The sequence below is a fragment of the Shewanella yunxiaonensis genome, assembly GCF_018223345.1.
GTDB lineage: Bacteria > Pseudomonadota > Gammaproteobacteria > Enterobacterales > Shewanellaceae > Shewanella > Shewanella yunxiaonensis.
Map to the genome: position 1 here is coordinate 1125315 of NZ_CP073587.1, position 17792 is coordinate 1143106.

Annotated in this window: 20 protein-coding genes; all 20 read left to right on the forward strand. The window is 49.0% G+C overall.

Going from position 1 to position 17792, the window contains the following annotated elements; all coding sequences use genetic code 11:
• Window positions 1-31: 31 nt before the first annotated feature.
• From fliL to KDN34_RS05365, 20 genes are read left to right on the forward strand one after another with little or no spacing between them, the layout of a single operon-like run.
• Window positions 32-559, forward strand: a complete 528-nt coding sequence (gene fliL, locus KDN34_RS05270) for a flagellar basal body-associated protein FliL (protein ID WP_212595867.1) — start codon at window positions 32-34, stop codon at window positions 557-559.
• 30 nt (window positions 560-589) lie between these two features.
• On the forward strand, window positions 590-1618 hold the full coding sequence (gene fliM, locus KDN34_RS05275; RefSeq protein WP_212595868.1) for a flagellar motor switch protein FliM: 1029 nt from the start codon (window positions 590-592) through the stop codon (window positions 1616-1618).
• A gap of 12 nt (window positions 1619-1630) precedes the next feature.
• Window positions 1631-2008: a flagellar motor switch protein FliN gene (gene fliN / locus KDN34_RS05280; protein WP_212595869.1), complete on the forward strand. Its 378-nt coding sequence runs from the start codon at window positions 1631-1633 to the stop codon at window positions 2006-2008.
• Between the two features lie 7 nt (window positions 2009-2015).
• Window positions 2016-2384, forward strand: coding sequence for a flagellar biosynthetic protein FliO (gene fliO, locus KDN34_RS05285; RefSeq protein WP_212595870.1), 369 nt, complete (start codon window positions 2016-2018; stop codon window positions 2382-2384).
• A complete protein-coding gene (gene fliP / locus KDN34_RS05290) occupies window positions 2381-3127 on the forward strand; it encodes a flagellar type III secretion system pore protein FliP (RefSeq protein ID WP_212595871.1) in 747 nt (248 codons plus the stop codon). Before fliO ends, fliP begins: the two co-directional genes overlap by 4 nt.
• A gap of 11 nt (window positions 3128-3138) precedes the next feature.
• On the forward strand, window positions 3139-3408 hold the full coding sequence (gene fliQ, locus KDN34_RS05295) for a flagellar biosynthesis protein FliQ (RefSeq protein ID WP_212595872.1): 270 nt from the start codon (window positions 3139-3141) through the stop codon (window positions 3406-3408).
• A 3-nt stretch (window positions 3409-3411) separates the two neighbouring features.
• Window positions 3412-4209 carry a flagellar biosynthetic protein FliR gene (gene fliR / locus KDN34_RS05300; RefSeq protein WP_212595873.1) on the forward strand — a complete coding sequence of 266 codons (798 nt, stop codon included), beginning with the start codon at window positions 3412-3414 and terminating at the stop codon, window positions 4207-4209.
• Complete coding sequence (gene flhB / locus KDN34_RS05305) at window positions 4209-5345, forward strand: flagellar biosynthesis protein FlhB (protein ID WP_212595874.1); 1137 nt, start codon at window positions 4209-4211, stop codon at window positions 5343-5345. The genes fliR and flhB overlap by 1 nt, the downstream gene beginning before the upstream one ends.
• Window positions 5346-5404: 59 nt before the next feature.
• Entirely contained in the window at window positions 5405-7504 is a 2100-nt protein-coding gene (gene flhA, locus KDN34_RS05310; protein WP_212595875.1) for a flagellar biosynthesis protein FlhA, read from the forward strand.
• Between the two features lie 12 nt (window positions 7505-7516).
• A complete protein-coding gene (flhF, locus tag KDN34_RS05315) occupies window positions 7517-8899 on the forward strand; it encodes a flagellar biosynthesis protein FlhF (RefSeq protein WP_212595876.1) in 1383 nt (460 codons plus the stop codon).
• Window positions 8900-8903: 4 nt separating this feature from the next.
• Window positions 8904-9785, forward strand: a complete 882-nt coding sequence (locus KDN34_RS05320; protein WP_212595877.1) for a MinD/ParA family protein — start codon at window positions 8904-8906, stop codon at window positions 9783-9785.
• On the forward strand, window positions 9778-10500 hold the full coding sequence (locus KDN34_RS05325; RefSeq protein ID WP_212595878.1) for an RNA polymerase sigma factor FliA: 723 nt from the start codon (window positions 9778-9780) through the stop codon (window positions 10498-10500). Before KDN34_RS05320 ends, KDN34_RS05325 begins: the two co-directional genes overlap by 8 nt.
• Window positions 10501-10545: 45 nt before the next feature.
• Window positions 10546-10929: a chemotaxis response regulator CheY gene (gene cheY / locus KDN34_RS05330; RefSeq protein WP_133038538.1), complete on the forward strand. Its 384-nt coding sequence runs from the start codon at window positions 10546-10548 to the stop codon at window positions 10927-10929.
• Between the two features lie 13 nt (window positions 10930-10942).
• Window positions 10943-11680, forward strand: a complete 738-nt coding sequence (locus KDN34_RS05335) for a protein phosphatase CheZ (RefSeq protein ID WP_212595879.1) — start codon at window positions 10943-10945, stop codon at window positions 11678-11680.
• A 15-nt stretch (window positions 11681-11695) separates the two neighbouring features.
• Entirely contained in the window at window positions 11696-13951 is a 2256-nt protein-coding gene (locus KDN34_RS05340; RefSeq protein WP_212595880.1) for a chemotaxis protein CheA, read from the forward strand.
• Window positions 13952-13970: 19 nt separating this feature from the next.
• Window positions 13971-15092, forward strand: a complete 1122-nt coding sequence (locus KDN34_RS05345) for a protein-glutamate methylesterase/protein-glutamine glutaminase (RefSeq protein WP_212595881.1) — start codon at window positions 13971-13973, stop codon at window positions 15090-15092.
• Complete coding sequence (locus tag KDN34_RS05350) at window positions 15085-15597, forward strand: hypothetical protein (protein ID WP_212595882.1); 513 nt, start codon at window positions 15085-15087, stop codon at window positions 15595-15597. Before KDN34_RS05345 ends, KDN34_RS05350 begins: the two co-directional genes overlap by 8 nt.
• A gap of 44 nt (window positions 15598-15641) precedes the next feature.
• Window positions 15642-16433, forward strand: coding sequence for a ParA family protein (locus KDN34_RS05355; protein ID WP_212595883.1), 792 nt, complete (start codon window positions 15642-15644; stop codon window positions 16431-16433).
• Complete coding sequence (locus tag KDN34_RS05360) at window positions 16417-17277, forward strand: chemotaxis protein CheW (protein WP_212595884.1); 861 nt, start codon at window positions 16417-16419, stop codon at window positions 17275-17277. Before KDN34_RS05355 ends, KDN34_RS05360 begins: the two co-directional genes overlap by 17 nt.
• Window positions 17278-17284: 7 nt before the next feature.
• Window positions 17285-17779: a chemotaxis protein CheW gene (locus KDN34_RS05365; RefSeq protein ID WP_212595885.1), complete on the forward strand. Its 495-nt coding sequence runs from the start codon at window positions 17285-17287 to the stop codon at window positions 17777-17779.
• The last annotated feature ends 13 nt before the right edge of the window (window positions 17780-17792 follow it).

Here is a 17792-nt window from a genome sequence, read left to right on the forward strand (position 1 = left end):
AACGTTATTGGTGGAATAACAGGAAGATTTCATGGCTGAGCAAGATGAACTGCAATTGCAGGAAAATACAGATGAAAAAGGCAAAAGCAAGAGCAAAAGTAAATTGCTAATTTTCGGCGGCATAGGTCTGCTGGTGTTAATTGTCATTGCGGTAGTGCTGTGGTTATTTTTAGGTGGTGAAAAGAAGGAAGTCGCACCGGCTGCTGAAGCGGTAAAGACCGAGCAAAAAGACACTACCAGGGAAGCTTTTTATGTAGCGATGCCAAGACCATTTCTGTTTAACTTGCCGGGCAATAATCAGACCCGTGTGGTTGAGATAAAAGTACAGCTGATGGTCCGCGGAAGTGATGACGACACTGTGTTGAAAAAACATATTCCGCTGGTGGAAGATGCGCTGCTGACGACCTTCAGTGGTGCCAGTGTTGACAAACTCAGCACTCAGGCCGGAAAAGATGAATTACGGCAACTGGCACTGTTGAATGTGCAAAACACCTTGCAACCGGTCACCGGACGCAAACTGGTGGAAAAAGTGCTGTTTACCGGTTTTGTGATGCAATAGCCTAGGATTGAACAGGATAGAGGCGATATCGTGAGCGACTTATTAAGCCAGGACGAGATTGACGCGCTGTTACATGGCGTTGATGATATCGATGAGGACGAAGCCGAAGAATCTGGCTTTGAGGCGAAAAGTTACGATTTTTCCTCTCAAGATCGTATCGTTCGTGGGCGCATGCCAACGCTGGAAATTGTGAATGAACGTTTTGCGCGACACATGCGTATCAGTATGTTCAACATGATGCGCCGCTCTGCAGAAGTGTCGATCAATGGCGTGCAGATGCTGAAATTCGGCGAATATGTGCATACCTTGTTTGTGCCTACCAGTCTGAACATGGTGCGGTTTAATCCGTTGAAAGGCACGGCGCTGATCACCATGGAAGCGAGACTGGTGTTTATTTTGGTGGATAACTTCTTCGGTGGCGATGGGCGTTTTCATGCCAAAATTGAAGGCCGTGAATTTACACCGACAGAACGCCGCATCATTCAACTACTGATGAAAATTATCTTTGAAGATTACAAAGATGCCTGGGCTCCGGTGATGGATGTGGAATTCGATTTTCTGGATTCCGAAGTCAACCCGGCCATGGCCAATATTGTCAGCCCGACCGAAGTGGTGGTGGTGAATTCGTTCCACATTGAAGTTGACGGTGGCGGCGGTGATTTTCATATCACCATGCCATATTCCATGATTGAGCCGATCCGTGAATTGCTGGATGCTGGCGTACAAAGTGATAAGCAGGATACCGACATGCGTTGGTCTCAAGCGCTTAAAGATGAAATCATGGATGTGAAAGTCGGGTTTGATGCAACTGTGGTGCAAAAAGAGCTGTCTCTACGCGATGTGATGCAATTTAAAGCGGGCGATGTCATTCCGATAGATTTACCGGAATATCTGGTGATGCGGATTGAAGATTTGCCAACCTATCGCTGTAAACTGGGGAAAGTACAAGATAACCTAGCATTGCAGATCGCAACCAAAATTCCACGACCAGAGACAGTTAAGACCGAGTTGCAATTAGTGACGCATAAAAATAAGTCAAAAGATCTCTCAGAAATATAAGGTGCAATACGCATGAGTAACGATGAGATGGACGATTGGGCAGCAGCAATGGCAGAACAAGCCGAACAAGAAGCCCAAACCGTGGAGCTGGATGAACTGAAAAGCACGGCGACAGCCGCAAATGTGGATGATCCCAAGCTGGACACCATTCTGGATATTCCGGTAACCATATCGATGGAAGTGGGGCGCAGCTTTATCAGTATTCGTAACCTATTGCAGCTTAACCAGGGCTCGGTGGTTGAACTGGATCGTGTCGCCGGGGAACCTCTGGACGTGATGGTTAACGGTACGCTGGTAGCCCATGGTGAAGTTGTTGTGGTTAACGATAAGTTCGGTATTCGCTTGACTGATGTGATCAGTCAGACTGAACGAATTAAGAAACTCAAGTGAGTCAACTATGAGTCAAACACTTGCCACCACTGCTGATGCTGCACAGGCCGTTACCAGTAAAGGGACTCTGGATATCAGTGCCTTTGCCGGGATGTTTGGCGGCTTGTTATTAGTCTTGCTGATCATTTTTGCACTGGCTTATCTGCTTAAACGTCTGAATCTGGTAAGTGGCACCCACGGGGTCATCAAGACGCTGGCACAAACGCCGGTAGGCCCAAAAGAGCGCCTGGTACTGGCAGAGCTTGATGGTCAGCAATATCTGTTGGGCGTGACTTCCAGTCAAATTACGCTGCTCGATAAATTGCAAAATCCAGTCACCGTGGAAGCTAACAGCTTCGCTAACCGACTGAAACTGTCTAGGCAGGATCAGCAATGAGATGGTCATTGTTGATAGCGATTTTAGTCGCGTTTTTCGTGCCATCTGTTGCTCAGGCTCAGGATGCGTTATTTCCGGCAGTGACCGTGACTACCGGGCCCAATGGCGGTACCGAGTATTCGGTAACCATGCAGATCTTGTTGTTGATGACGGCGCTGAGCTTCCTGCCAGCGATGATCATCATGCTGACCTCTTTTACCCGGATTATCGTGGTACTGGCGATCCTGAGACAGGCATTGGGACTGCAACAAACACCTTCTAATCAAGTGCTTATTGGTATTAGCCTGTTTATGACCTTCTTCATTATGTCTCCGGTGTTTGACAAGATTTATGACGAAGCCGTGCAGCCTTACATGAACGATACCATGACGTTGCAACAGGCGGTGAAAGTCGGTGAAGGTCCACTCAAAAAGTTTATGCTGGCGCAGACACGCAATACTGACCTCAACTCATTTATTGAAATTGCCGGATATAAAGATATCCAGAAGCCGGAAGATACCCCGATTACGGTGGTGATCCCGGCATTTATTACCAGTGAATTAAAGACGGCATTTCAGATTGGCTTTATGTTGTTTATCCCGTTTCTGGTGCTCGATTTGGTCGTCGCCAGTATCTTGATGGCGATGGGGATGATGATGTTATCGCCAATGATTGTATCGTTGCCATTTAAGATCATGCTGTTTGTGTTGGTGGATGGCTGGACGCTGGTCATGGGCACACTCGCCAACAGTTTTGGACAATAGGGAGGCAACCTATGACACCGGAAGCTTTTGTCGACGTCCTACGTGAAGCGCTGTCGGTAATCGTTATCATTGTGTCTGCCGTGATTGTCCCCAGTTTGATTATTGGTTTGATAGTGTCGGTATTTCAGGCCGCAACTTCCATCAACGAGCAGACACTGAGTTTTCTGCCACGCCTGTTAACCACTTTGTTTGCATTAATGTTTCTCGGTCATTGGCTGGTACAGACGTTAATGGATTTCTTCATGGAAATGGTACAGCGGATCCCGCAAGTGGTGGGATAACCCATGGAGATCCTGTTCGATTCTCTTCAACAGGTGCTGGCGGCTTATCTTTGGCCGCTGTTTCGTATTGCCAGCATGTTGATGGTTATGGCGATATTTGGTGCCAGTACTACGCCGACACGGGTGCGATTGTTGATGGCGATAGCCATCACCGTGGCAGTGGCACCAGTGTTACCCGCCATGCCCAAAATAGAACTGTTATCCCTGCAATCGGTGTTTGTGACAATTCAGCAGTTGCTGATTGGCTCTGCGATGGGGTTTGTCACTTTGTTGCTGATGCAGACCTTTGTGCTGACCGGGCAGATCATCGGTATGCAAACCAGTTTGGGCTTTGCCTCGATGGTAGATCCTGCATCCGGGCAACAGACGCCAGTCGTCGGTAACTTCTTTCTGGTACTGACGACCTTGATTTTTCTCAGTGTCGATGGGCATCTGGTGCTGATCCGCATGTTGGTTGCCAGCTTTAATACCATTCCGGTATCCACGCAGGGGATCAACATCGCCAGCTATCGTGAATTGGCTGAATGGGGCAGTTACATGTTTGGTGCGGCATTGACGATGTCAATGTCCGCGATTGTAGCGTTGCTAACCATCAACCTGACCTTCGGCGTGATGACCCGCGCGTCGCCACAACTGAATATTTTCTCTATCGGGTTTCCGGTCACTATGATCGGTGGTCTGCTCATTTTGTGGCTAACGCTCGGCCCGGTAATGGCACATTTTGATGATGTGTGGCACGCGGCGCAGGTGCTGCTGTGCGATATTGCGCAACTGCAATGTAAAGTCGACGGAGGGTTCTGATGGCTGAAAATCAGGACGGCCAGGAAAAGACCGAACAGGCGACGTCGAGGCGCTTAGAGCAGGCGCGCGAAAAAGGTCAGGTTGCACGTTCTCGCGAGTTAGGTACTTCGGCAGTGTTGTTGGCTTCAGGCATTGGCCTGTTAGTGCTGGGACCCGATATCGCCCGCAGTCTTAAGTCGGCGATGACCGATATTTACACGATGGATCATAGTCAGATCTTCGACACCAACAGTATGTTTACTGTGTGGCAAACTGTCATCAGTGATCTTGGCTGGCCGATATTGGGCTTTATTGCCATGCTCGGGGTGATCGCTTTCGTTGGTAACATAGTGCTTGGCGGCATCACTATCTCCTCAGAAGCCATCATGCCGAAAGGCAGCAAAATGAACCCGATGACGGGTCTTAAACGTATGTTTGGTATCCAAGCCTTAGTTGAACTCACCAAAGGGATTGCAAAGTTTTCAGTGGTCGCCATAGCGGCTTATCTGTTACTCACATATTATTTCCCGGAAATCTTAGGCCTGTCACATGATAATCTGCCGGGAAATGTTGCGCATGGGCTTAAGTTGCTGATTTGGATTTTTATTTTGCTGAGTGCATCGACCCTTCTGATCGTGGTTATCGATGTGCCATATCAGCTATGGAATCACAATAAGCAGTTACGGATGACCAAGCAGGAAGTGAAAGACGAATACAAAGACACAGAGGGTAAGCCTGAAGTGAAGGGACGTATTCGTCAGTTGCAGCGGGAGATGGCACAACGACGGATGATGTCTGAGGTGCCCAAAGCGGATGTGATTGTGGTTAACCCGGAGCATTTTGCGGTCGCACTCAAATACGATGCGAAAAAGTCTCCGGCGCCGTATCTGGTTGCAAAAGGGACTGACGAAATCGCCTTTAAAATCCGAGAAATTGCCCGGGAATATAATGTGCCCATTGTCGCCGCACCATTACTTGCTCGCGCGATTTACCATACTACAAAACTGGAGCAGCAAATTCCTGAAGGTTTGTTTACCGCTGTTGCTCAAGTGCTGGCCTATGTTTATCAGTTACGACAGTACCAGAAAGGCCGTGGTCGGAAACCTACACCGTTGCCACTTAACCAGCCAATACCTGAAGAATTCCGCCAATATTAAACGGTGATTGGCCTGAATTTTGCCTAATGGGACTAAAGTGTCAAAACTCAGGCTGAAAGATGGATGTAAGAGCGACATTCGGGCAACTGCGCCAGGTTAAACCTGCCACCTTTAAAGGGATTGGTACTCCGCTACTGGTGCTCGCCGTGCTGGCGATGATTGTGCTTCCGATGCCGGCGTTTCTGCTGGATATTCTGTTTTCATTCAACATTGCACTCGCATTGGTGGTGTTGTTGGTGGCGGTGTACACCAGTCGGCCGCTGGATTTTGCCGCATTTCCCACCGTGTTACTGGTCGCCACTTTGCTACGTTTGGCGCTGAACGTTGCCTCTACCCGAGTCGTGTTGCTGGAAGGTCACAACGGTCCGGAGGCGGCCGGTAAGGTGATTGAAGCCTTCGGAACTGTGGTGATTGGTGGCAATTATGCCGTAGGTCTGGTGGTCTTTCTGATCCTCATTATCATCAACTTTGCCGTTGTTACTAAAGGCGCTGGCCGCATCTCTGAAGTCAGTGCCCGCTTTACCTTGGATGCGATGCCTGGCAAGCAGATGGCGATTGATGCCGACCTTAACGCAGGCATTATCAATCAGGATCAAGCCCGTCTGCGCCGTGCGGAAGTAACCAGTGAAGCCGATTTCTACGGGTCTATGGATGGTGCCTCTAAATTTGTCAAAGGCGATGCTATCGCCGGTATTCTAATACTCTGCATTAACATCGTGGGCGGTTTTATCATCGGGATCGTGCAACATGGTTTGAGTTTCTCGCAGGCGGTTGAAATTTATACCTTGCTGACCATTGGTGATGGTTTAGTGGCACAGATCCCAGGCCTTTTATTGTCTATCGCTGCGGCCTTAATGGTGACACGGCAGAATGAGTCTGGCGATATGGGGCAACAAGTCGTTCAGCAGATGTTCGACAATCCTAAGTCACTGATGATCGCTGCCGCCGTGCTGTTCGTTATGGGCATTGTGCCTGGCATGCCACATCTGGCATTTCTTTCCTTTGCGTTGTTGGCCTCTACCGGCGCTTATTTCATTTTTAAACGTAACGAAAAGAATAAACAACAGGCGTTGGACCTGGCCAAAAAAGGTCCGACCGAAAAAAATCTTAATGAACCCAAAGAACTTAGTTGGGATGATGTTCGCCCCGTAGACACCATCGGCTTAGAAGTGGGTTATCGTCTGATCCCGTTGGTTGATAAAGGGCAGGGCGGTGAACTTCTCAGTCGTATTAAAGGCGTACGCAAAAAGTTATCGCAGGAACTGGGATTCCTGGTTCCTGCTGTGCACATTCGCGATAATTTAGATCTGTCACCTAGCGCCTATCGTATCTCACTGATGGGGGTAGCTTGCGGTGAGGCCGAAGTACGCCATGATTGTGAACTGGCAATCAATCCTGGCCAGGTGTTTGGCAAACTCGATGGTGTAGAAACCAAAGATCCGGCGTTTGGCCTTGATGCGGTGTGGATTGCGCCTGAATTACGTGAACATGCGCAGACGCTTGGCTATACCGTGGTGGATACTTCAACTGTTATCGCTACCCATTTAAGTCAGTTGCTTACAAATAATGCGGCCAAGCTACTTGGTTACGAAGAAGTACAACAGCTGCTGGATATGCTGGCCAAACGTGCGCCGAAACTGGTGGATGGTTTTGTGCCTGACGTTATGTCGCTGGGTAACGTTGTTAAGGTGATGCAGAACCTGTTGAATGAAGGTGTTTCGGTGCGCGATCTGCGCACTATCGTCCAGACCTTGCTGGAATATGGACCGAAGAGCAACGATACCGAAGTGTTAACGGCTGCGGTGCGTATTGCGCTTAAACGCATGATTGTACAAGAAATAGCCGGTCCGGAAGCAGAAATCCCTGTCATTACTTTGGCGCCTGAGCTGGAACAGATGTTGCATCAGTCTATGCAAGCGACAGGCGGTGAGGGGCCGAATATCGAACCCGGGTTGGCAGAGCGGATGCAAAAATCCCTTGCCAGTGCAGCACAGAAACAGGAGATGGTGGGACAACCCGCTATTTTGCTGACATCGGGTATGCTGCGCGCCACTTTGTCACGATTCGTCAAGCACACTATCCCGAACTTACGGGTGATCTCATATCAGGAAGTGCCTGATGAAAAGCAGATCCGTATTGTTTCCGCTGTAGGCCAGTAGGAGTAACGAAGAGTGAAAATAAAAAGATTTTTTGCCAAAGATATGCGTGCTGCGCTGGCACAGGTAAAAGACACCCTTGGGGCGGATGCGGTCATTATGTCTAACAAGAAAGTCACTGGCGGCATTGAGATTGTGGCGGCAGTTGACTACGACGAGCCGCAGCCAACTGTGGCACCGGCACCAGTATTTAGCGATCTCAGTGAAGATAAAGTGTCTTTGGGACATATACGTACCGAAAGCAAAGCTAAAACTGCACCCGCCGCAGACTCGTTACAGGCATTACTGGAAAGACAACACAACCGACTGAATCAGCAATTAGCGAAACAACCGCAACCAGGTAAAGAGGATGAATTACCCGCCTGGGCACGCGGCCTAGCAAATGATGCCAGCAGTAAGCCAAAGCAAAATCAGCCGGATATTGGTGCAGCGTCTACACTCAGTAGCAAAAATAACAATGTCAAACAACAGCAGGAGCTGGAAGCCATGCGTCAGGAGCTGTCCTCTTTACGCAATCTGCTGACTCATCAGGTGAACGAGTTAATGATGGATTATAAGAATCGCCATGATCCAGTGGGCGCAATGCTTGAGCGGCGGCTGCTGGAAGCGGAATTCGCCCCTCAGGTTGCTAATAAATTAGCGTCATTATCACAGCATTATTCTCCGGCTGATCTGGTAAAAGCGTTGCCACAGTCACTTGCTAATCTGCTGAGTAACCAAGGTGATGATATTGTACGTCAAGGGGGCATTGTAGCCTTGGTGGGTCCTACCGGTGTCGGTAAAACCACCACTTTGGCGAAAATTGCCGCAAGATTTATTGCGCATCACGGTCCAGATTCCGTGGTGTTAATCACCACCGATCATTATCGAATCGGAGCCTTTGAGCAATTGGCAACTTATGGCAAGATAATGGGATGTCCGGTAAAGCAAGCCCAAGATCTCAATGAGTTGGAGCAGATTGTTTATCAATTCCGCAATCGTAAACTGGTATTGATTGATACAGCTGGTATGGGGCAGCGGGATATGCGGTTGTGTCAGCAACTTGACAGTCTAACTGCCAACAGCCGCTTGCCTATCCGCAGCTTTTTAGTGCTGCCATCTACTGGACAACGGCGGGTGTTGCAAGAAGCTATCAGCCAATTCAAGCGGATTCCGCTGGCTGGCGCTATATTAACTAAGCTGGATGAATCGGTGTCCTTGGGGGCGGCGTTAAGTGTGTTAATCCAAAGTGGTTTATCGTTGAGTTATACCACTGATGGACAAAGAGTGCCGGAAGATATGCAAGTCGCTGATACGTTAGGATTGGCGAAGCAGGCTCTGGCTGTTTTAAACCGGACAGAAGCGACAGATTTTAACCCTGAATCCAGGTCACCCGAAATGACCTATGCATTTGAGTAAAGCTATGACCCGGGATCAAGCGAGTGGTTTACGAATGATAAATCAACAACAAAACGATAAAGTAAAAGTAATTGCCGTTACCGGTGGCAAAGGTGGCGTTGGTAAAACCAGCGTTGCAATTAATACTGCCGTGGCGCTCGCAGAAAAGGGCAAGCGAGTAATGGTGCTGGATGCGGATTTGGGGCTGGCTAACGTCGATGTGATGCTGGGTCTCAGAGCCGAACGCAATCTTTCCCATGTGTTGTCCGGTGAAGCTGAACTCGATGACATTATAGTGCGTGGTCCTAAAGGTATTGGGATTATTCCCGCTACTTCAGGTACTCAGGCCATGGTAGAGTTGAGCCCGGCGCAACATGCCGGGTTGATTCGTGCCTTCAGCGAAATGAAAACTCAGTTTGATGTACTCATTGTGGATACTGCTGCTGGCATTTCCGACATGGTGCTGAGTTTTTCCCGGGCCTCACAAGATGTACTGGTGGTGGTTTGTGACGAACCGACATCAATTACTGACGCCTATGCGCTGATTAAAATTCTTAGCCGCGAGCATGGCGTTTTCCGTTTTAAAATTGTGGCGAATATGGTGCGCAGTTTGCGAGAAGGGATGGAACTTTTTGCCAAACTCAGTAAAGTCACCGACCGCTTTCTGGACGTTGCGCTGGAGTTGGTCGCGACGATTCCCTTTGATGAAAACTTACGCAAGTCGGTTCGTAAGCAGAAACTTATTGTGGAAGCCTTTCCCAAGTCCCCAGCCAGTATCGCTTATCATGGCTTAGCCAATAAAGTGATTAGCTGGCCGATACCGCAACAACCCGGCGGTCATCTCGAATTCTTTGTCGAACGTTTGGTACAAAAACCTGAATATCAGGAGGAAGGTACCAGTGAATAAAATGGCCGCAGCGTATGCCGGTTTTGACGATAAAAGCTCAATCGTTAACCAGTATGCGCCGCTGGTGAAACGGATTGCGCATCATTTACTGGCACGCTTACCGGCTTCTGTCCAACTGGATGACCTCCTGCAAGCTGGCATGATGGGGTTGCTGGAAGCCGCCGCAAAGTTTGATGGTAGTAAAGGCGCCAAGTTTGAGACTTTTGCTGGGATCCGTATTCGAGGCGCGATGATTGACGAGATTCGTCGCGGTGATTGGCTACCACGGTCGGTGCATCGCAATCAACGGCGCATTGCTCAAGTCATTGATGAACTGGAACAGGAGTTGGGGCGCGATGCTCGCGATGTCGAGATTGCGGAACGACTGGAAATGCCACTTGATGAATATCATCACATTCTAAGTGACGTATCTTGCGGTAAAATCATAGGAATTGAAGATCTTGGTGGTGCACCTGATGCTTTTTTCGCCGATGAAATGGCGGCAGATGACACCTATGAGATGCTGGCAAATAATCAGTTTCGTGACGCTTTGGCCGAGGCGATCAAACTTCTGCCGGAAAGAGATGCGCTTGTTCTGTCGCTTTATTATGATGAAGCACTCAATTTGAAAGAAATTGGCGCTATTTTGGATGTTAGTGAGTCTAGAGTCAGTCAGATCCACAGTCAGGCAATGCTACGACTCAAAGCTAAGCTCAGGCATTGGACACAGAATTAAGCAGTTTTTGAGCGGTTTTTAAAATTCAGCTCTGCGGAGGAAACTTTGGATAAAAACATGAAAATTCTTATTGTTGATGATTTTTCAACGATGAGAAGAATTATCAAAAACCTGTTGCGGGATCTTGGGTTTAACAACACCCAAGAAGCCGATGATGGGTCAACTGCGCTACCAATGCTGCAGAAAGGTGATTTCGACTTTGTCGTCACCGATTGGAATATGCCGGGGATGCAGGGCATTGACCTGTTAAGAGCGATTCGAGCTGACGAAAATCTGAAAAATATTCCGGTGTTAATGGTAACTGCTGAAGCCAAACGCGAACAGATCATCGCCGCCGCTCAAGCAGGGGTCAACGGCTATGTCGTTAAACCATTTACTGCGGCAACCCTGAAAGAGAAGTTGGACAAAATTTTTGAACGACTCGGTTGATTTCGGGGGAGCTATGATGGCTGAAAAAAACGCGCTCATTACGCTAGAACAAGCTCAGCATTTAGTCGAACTGCTATCGGCCGGACAACAACAACAAGCGGATGAAGTCGTTCGTGAGTTATGCCAGCCTATCCAACAGGAACTGTTTGCCGAAGTCGGTAAACTGACCCGACAGTTACACAATTCGTTAAATGAATTTCCGATTGATAGTCGTTTGGTGGAGCTGACCAATAACGATATCCCTGATGCGAAGGAGCGTTTGAGTTTTGTCATCGATATGACGGAACAGGCGGCCAACAAAACGATGGATGCCGTAGAAGAGTGCCTGCCACTTTCCGATGCGCTCAGTGTCAGCTTGACCAATATCAAACCTTCCTGGGACAGACTGATGCGCAGAAATCTTTCCCTTGAAGAGTTTAAAACGCTTTGCCATGACGTACAGCATTTCATGGCGCAAACCGAAGCAGACTCAAGCCGCTTACATGAATTGCTGAACCAGATTTTGTTAGCGCAGGATTTCCAGGATCTCACTGGGCAGATGATCCGCCGTGTGATTGATTTAGTAAAAGAAGTCGAAAGTAATTTAGTGTCATTGTTGACCATGTTTGGGGCGCAGCCCAATGAGAGCCTTACCAGCGTCAGAGAAAATAATATCGATGCTGAAGGCCCTATTCATAATGCCAGTAGCCGACAGGATGTGGTGGCAGGCCAAGATGAAGTGGACGATTTGCTCTCAAGTCTTGGGTTCTGATGAGGAGTCATATTGATGGCCTTTGATGTTGATGAAGAGATCCTGCAGGATTTTTTAATCGAAGCCGGAGAGATTTTGGAATTGCTTCAGGAGCAGTTAGTTCAGCTGGAGAATAATCCAGATGACACCGACTTATTGAACGCAATCTTTCGTGGCTTTCATACCGTAAAGGGCGGTGCCGGCTTTTTGGGACTAGCCCCTATGGTGGATGTCTGCCACGAAGCTGAAAATACCTTTGATTTATTGCGTACCGGCAAACGCAGTGTCAGCGCAGAATTAATGGATATCATCCTGCAAGCGCTGGATGCCATCAATGTGATGTTTGGTCAGACTCAAGCAGGAGAAGAGCAACAACCCGCAGATCCGCAGCTGCTGGCCAGTCTCAAACTGTTGAGTTCCGGCGCACCATTACCCTCTGAATCTGGGGCAGGTGCAGCTGTCGACGTCGCTAACGAAACTGCCATCGCTGATATGGCCGAGACAGAAGCTGCTGACAGCGCTGATGCATTATTTGACGAGATGTTGGCGTCAGTTTCTCCGGTGGAAACACCCTCTGCTTCCGCACCAAAGCCTGCTGCTGACAGCGGCAGCATTGACGATATCGATGAAACTGAATTTGAAGCGTTACTGGATGCCTTGCATGGTCAGGGCAAGGGGCCATCTACCGCGGTAACACCAGTTAAGGTCACCCCCGCATCCCCCCAAACCGCTGATGATATTACAGATGATGAATTTGAAGCCTTATTAGATGAGCTACATGGCAAAGGCAAATTCTCCAATAATCCTGAAGCCAAGCCAGTCGCGGTCGAAACCAGCGGCCATCAGGTGGATTCAGATGAGATATCTGAAGATGAATTTGAAGCGTTGTTAGATCAACTGCATGGCAAGGGTAAGGCTCCAGGACTAGAAGCCGCTGCTGAAAAAACATCAGTGGCCGCGGCAGCTAAAGCACCTGTAACACCCAAAGCGGCTGAAACCATCGTATCTGCTGCTAAAACCGTCCCCACGGAAACTAAAGCTCCAGTTCCCGCCAAAGAAGTTGCAACCAGCAAAGCAGTTGCCAGCCATCCTGGTAATAGTGCGCCGCAAGCGGAAACCACTGTACGTGTAGATACCGCGCGACTAGACCAGATTATGAATATGGTGGGTGAGCTGGTACTGGTTCGTAATCGACTGGTGAGTCTTGGCGTTTCTCGTGAAGATGAGGATATGAGTAAAGCGCTGGCAAACCTGGATCTGGTGACATCAGATCTGCAAGGTGCCGTAATGAAAACCCGAATGCAGCCAATTAAAAAGGTGTTCGGGCGCTTTCCGCGAGTTGTACGCGACCTGGCGCGTAGCCTCAACAAAGATATTGAATTACGCATGGTGGGTGAAGAAACCGACCTGGATAAAAACTTAGTAGAAGCTCTGGCAGATCCGTTAGTACACCTGGTCCGTAACTCTGTAGACCATGGAATTGAGATGCCGGACGTGCGCGAAGCCTGTGGCAAGTCTCGTACGGGGATCATTACCCTGGCAGCGAGTCAGGAAGGCGACCACATCCTCTTGAAAATTGAGGATGATGGTGCGGGTATGGATCCGGAAAAGCTGAAGGCAATTGCCATCAAGCGTGGTGTGCTGGATGAAGATACTGCCGCCAGAATGTCTAATCAGGATGCCTATAACCTGATCTTCGCCCCCGGATTTTCCACAAAAACCGAAATTTCTGATATCTCTGGGCGTGGCGTGGGCATGGATGTGGTGAAAACCCGCATTACGCAGCTTAACGGCTCCGTGCATATTGATTCAGAGAAAGGCAAGGGTACTCGCCTTGAAATTAAAGTGCCGTTGACTTTGGCGATTATGCCAACGTTGATGGTCGAGGTGGCAAAGCAAGTGTTTGCGCTACCTTTGTCCAGCGTGAATGAAATCTTCCATCTAGATCTGGGTAAAACCAATGTGGTGGATGGCCAGTTGACCGTGATTGTCAGAGACAAAGCAATACCACTTTTTTATCTGGAACAATGGCTTAATCGTCATCCCCGGAGTATTAAATCAGGTGAAAAGCGCCTGGGGCATGTAGTCATTGTGCAGTTGGGGTTAAAGCATGTCGGCTTTGTCGTTGATGCATTAATTGGTCAGGAAGAAGTGGTGATCAAGCCATTGGGTGCCCTGTTGCATGGAACTCCAGGGATGGCCGGTGCCACCATTACGTCTGATGGAGGAATTGCGCTGATCCTGGACGTACCGGGATTGCTAAAGCATTACGCTTCCCGCTCCAGACGCTGAATCGTATTTAAGGATTTGAATGGCTATTAAAGTGCTAATCGTCGACGATTCTGGTTTTTTTCGTCGGCGAGTAAGTGAGATCGTGAATCAAGACCCAGAGCTTGAAGTTGTCGGGATGGCAGCCAATGGTCTGGAAGCGGTGCGGATGACCGCAGAATTAAAACCCAATGTCATCACCATGGATATCGAAATGCCTGTGATGGACGGGATTACCGCTGTGCGTAAAATTATGGAAAATACTCCGACGCCGATTCTGATGTTTTCATCGTTAACCCATGAGGGCGCTAAAGCAACATTGGATGCTCTGGATGCGGGGGCGCTGGATTTCCTGCCTAAGCGATTTGAAGATATTGCGACCAATAAAGAAGCTGCGGTGCAGCTGTTACAACAGCGTGTACGCGCATTAGGACGTCGCCGGGTCTTTCGGCCGGTTTCCCGATCGGTTACACCGGCACGAAGCACCTTCAGTAGCGGGTTATCGAGCACGCAATCACCAGTCGAGGCTCCCCGGCCGGCTGAACGCAATGTGGGGCGTGCTGCAGTGCCAACGCGTGCCAGTGGTAAGCCGTATAAGTTGTTACTGATCGGTACCTCTACTGGCGGTCCGGTCGCGTTACAACGGATTTTAACGCGTTTCCCCGCGGATTATCCTCACCCTATTGTGCTGATCCAACACATGCCCGCGGCTTTTACTCCAGCATTCGCTGCTCGACTCAACAGCTTATGTCAGATTGAGGTCAAAGAAGCGACTAATGGTGATGCTATGCGTCCGGGATGTGCGTATTTGGCGCCAGGTGGCATGCAAATGATGGTCGAACGGGCCGGTGTCAGTGGGCGGATCAAGGTCGTTGCTGGCACACCCGATATGAATTACAAACCCTCCGTGGATATCACCTTTGCTTCAGCAGCTAAGGCGTTTGGGGGCGATGTGTTGAGTGTAATATTGACGGGAATGGGCGCGGATGGTCGCGAAGGCGCGCGGTTATTAAAAAGTGCTGGTGCTACCATCTGGGCACAAGATGAAGCTTCTTGTGTGGTATATGGTATGCCTCAGGCCGTGACTGTCGCCGGTATTTCTAGCCATTCCATCCCGCTTGATAATATGGCAGAAGCGATTTTGCGGGAATCCGGTCGTGGCTAAAACTGCTGACAGGCAGACAGGATATCTGCTCGGGATATTTCTGCTGTCGTTGGCAGTTTTGGTATTAGCCGCTTTTAGTTGGCAATCACATCGAAAGAATTTAGCGTTGCAGCAAGAAGTTAAGCAGCTTCAGGATTCGCAGGTAGTGCTGATGGTTCCTGATGCGCAAGCAGAAAAAATTGCAGATTGGATGGTTAAACACCCTGAACAGATGGCATCTTTGCTGGATGTGGTTAAGCCGGTGCAAGAGGGCAAAATGTCGTTGCAGCAGTCTTTGGATAATGCCAAACAGCAGCCATCAGCTTCGGACTCCAAGCCTGAACAAACAAAGGCGCCGACTCAGCGGAGCCCTGCTGAGCGACATAACGATATTCGGTCAGCACCAACTGTGCCGACATCACTGAATTCACCGGTAATAGTTGAACAGTTAAAAGATGGCGTTAAAGTAATACGTTTGCCGCATGGCGGGATCCGCGTGACCACCCGTGATGTGAAAGATCAGTAACCTCCGGCTAAAAACACAGGTGTAAGGCAAAAGAGGGGTCAAATGTGAGAGTCTGGACCATTGCGAATCAGAAAGGTGGCGTAGGCAAAACGACCTCGGTGGTGAGCCTTGCCGGTGTGCTGGTGAAACGTGGCAAACGGGTGTTGATGATTGACACCGACCCTCACGCATCGCTGGGATATTATCTTGGCATTGATTCTGAAGAAGTCCCCGCTTCGCTCTATGATGTGTTTGTTGCTCATGACCGTTTGTCTCGCGATCTGGTCAAACAACATATCGTGCCCACTTCTGTCGATGGTTTAGATCTGTTGCCTGCGACGATGGCATTGGCAACACTCGACCGGGCGCTGGGGCATCATGAAGGGATGGGCTTAGTCCTGCGCAATCTGCTGAATTTACTCGAATCTGATTATGATGTCGCGTTGGTGGATTGCCCCCCGGTGCTTGGCGTATTAATGGTGAATGCGTTAGCGGCTAGCCAGCATATCATTGTGCCGGTACAAACAGAATTTCTGGCAATCAAAGGCCTGGAGCGCATGATTAAGACTATGGAATTGATGGGGCGCTCCAAAAATACTCGCTACAGCTATTCAGTCGTTCCCACTATGTATGACAAGCGAACAAAGGCATCTCCAGTGGCGTTACAGTATCTTGGTGATACTTATGGTGAGCGCTTGTGGTTGGATGTTATTCCCGTGGATACAAAATTCAGAGATGCCAGCCTGGCACATCTGCCAGCCAGCCACTATGCACCGCACTCACGAGGTGTTCATGCTTATGAACGATTGTTGGATTTTCTGCTGAAGGGAGCATTTGCACATGCCAAAATCGGTTGATGAAACTGTTTTTGACTATTTTAGTGTACTGTTGCGTGAACCTGCGGCGGCTGAGGTTGTTCCTGCGGAAAATAACGTTGCGACAGCGACCATTAAAGCCGCCGCTGTGGTGCCAGAGAGAACTGCAGCCGTCGATACCCGGCTAGAGACAAAATCGTCACTGGATAAGCAAGCATTGCAGCAACTGCTGGCTCAAGTCACAACGGCTGAAGTTAGTTCCCATGTTGTGGATGTTTCAGCATTATCTCCTGTAGAAACTGTTCAAGAAAGTCAGCGACTTGAAATTAAAACAGCAGTCGTTACAGATATTCAGCCTCAAGCCTCTATTACTACAGAGCCTCAAACGGGTAGCGAACCACCGAAAAATATCGTGCCGTTGGAGCAGCTGCTCGATGATGAATTTCAGGTGTTATTTTTTAATGTGGCAGGCCTGACGTTGGCGGTTCCGTTGCTCAGTTTGGGGGGAATTGTACCGGTGGAACATATAAACCATATCATCGGCAGACCCCGTTGGTTTAAAGGTGTGCAGAGTTATCGTGACTCTCAATTGAATATTGTGGACACCGGTGCGTGGGTTATGCCGGAAAAATATGATGATAAGCTGGCACAATCCATAAATTATCAATATCTTGTAGTGTTAGAAGATAGCAATTGGGGATTGGCCTGCGAATCGCTGGTTAATGCCGTCAAAATTGATAAGTCCCAGGTCAATTGGCGTGGGAAAGCGGGGAAACGCCCCTGGTTAGCCGGGGTGGTTAAGGAACAAATGTGTGGCATTTTGCATGTGCGGGCACTTGTTGAAATGCTCAATGCCGGATTGGGATGTCAGGATCCAATAAACTGAGGTAAATATGACAGAATCAAGAAATGTCGCTGCTGTAGCTGCAGGTAAAGACGATGCAGTACTGCAGTGGGTCACTTTCAAGTTAGACAATGAGACCTATGGCATCAACGTGATGCAGGTCCAGGAAGTGTTACGCTATACCGAAATTGCCCCAGTGCCTGGTGCGCCGCATTATGTGCTGGGGATCATTAACTTACGTGGCAATGTGGTGACAGTCATTGACACCCGCAGTCGTTTTGGCCTTGCTGCTGCAGAGGTAGATGATTCCACTCGTATTGTGATTATTGAAGCAGAAAAGCAGGTTATCGGTATTCTGGTAGACAGCGTTGCCGAAGTGGTTTATCTGCGTCGCTCTGAAATTGATAACGCGCCGAATGTTGGTACCGAAGAAAGCGCTAAGTTCATTCAGGGCGTCAGTAACCGCGGTGATGAACTGCTTATTCTAGTGGATTTGGATAAATTGCTGTCAGATGAAGAATGGGCTGAGCTCGCCCAGCTGTAATGTTGCATTGAGG

Bases quoted from the DNA above. Each gene is read 5' to 3' on its own strand.
- fliL (WP_212595867.1), top strand. From the start codon at position 32: ATGGCTGAGCAAGATGAACTGCAATTGCAGGAAAATACAGATGAAAAA.
- fliN (WP_212595869.1), top strand. From the start codon at position 1,631: ATGAGTAACGATGAGATGGACGATTGGGCAGCAGCAATGGCAGAACAA.
- fliO (WP_212595870.1), top strand. From the start codon at position 2,016: ATGAGTCAAACACTTGCCACCACTGCTGATGCTGCACAGGCCGTTACC.
- fliP (WP_212595871.1), top strand. From the start codon at position 2,381: ATGAGATGGTCATTGTTGATAGCGATTTTAGTCGCGTTTTTCGTGCCA.
- fliQ (WP_212595872.1), top strand. From the start codon at position 3,139: ATGACACCGGAAGCTTTTGTCGACGTCCTACGTGAAGCGCTGTCGGTA.
- fliR (WP_212595873.1), top strand. From the start codon at position 3,412: ATGGAGATCCTGTTCGATTCTCTTCAACAGGTGCTGGCGGCTTATCTT.
- flhB (WP_212595874.1), top strand. From the start codon at position 4,209: ATGGCTGAAAATCAGGACGGCCAGGAAAAGACCGAACAGGCGACGTCG.
- flhA (WP_212595875.1), top strand. From the start codon at position 5,405: ATGGATGTAAGAGCGACATTCGGGCAACTGCGCCAGGTTAAACCTGCC.
- KDN34_RS05320 (WP_212595877.1), top strand. From the start codon at position 8,904: ATGACCCGGGATCAAGCGAGTGGTTTACGAATGATAAATCAACAACAA.
- KDN34_RS05335 (WP_212595879.1), top strand. From the start codon at position 10,943: ATGATGGCTGAAAAAAACGCGCTCATTACGCTAGAACAAGCTCAGCAT.
- KDN34_RS05340 (WP_212595880.1), top strand. From the start codon at position 11,696: ATGGCCTTTGATGTTGATGAAGAGATCCTGCAGGATTTTTTAATCGAA.
- KDN34_RS05345 (WP_212595881.1), top strand. From the start codon at position 13,971: ATGGCTATTAAAGTGCTAATCGTCGACGATTCTGGTTTTTTTCGTCGG.
- KDN34_RS05360 (WP_212595884.1), top strand. From the start codon at position 16,417: ATGCCAAAATCGGTTGATGAAACTGTTTTTGACTATTTTAGTGTACTG.
- KDN34_RS05365 (WP_212595885.1), top strand. From the start codon at position 17,285: ATGACAGAATCAAGAAATGTCGCTGCTGTAGCTGCAGGTAAAGACGAT.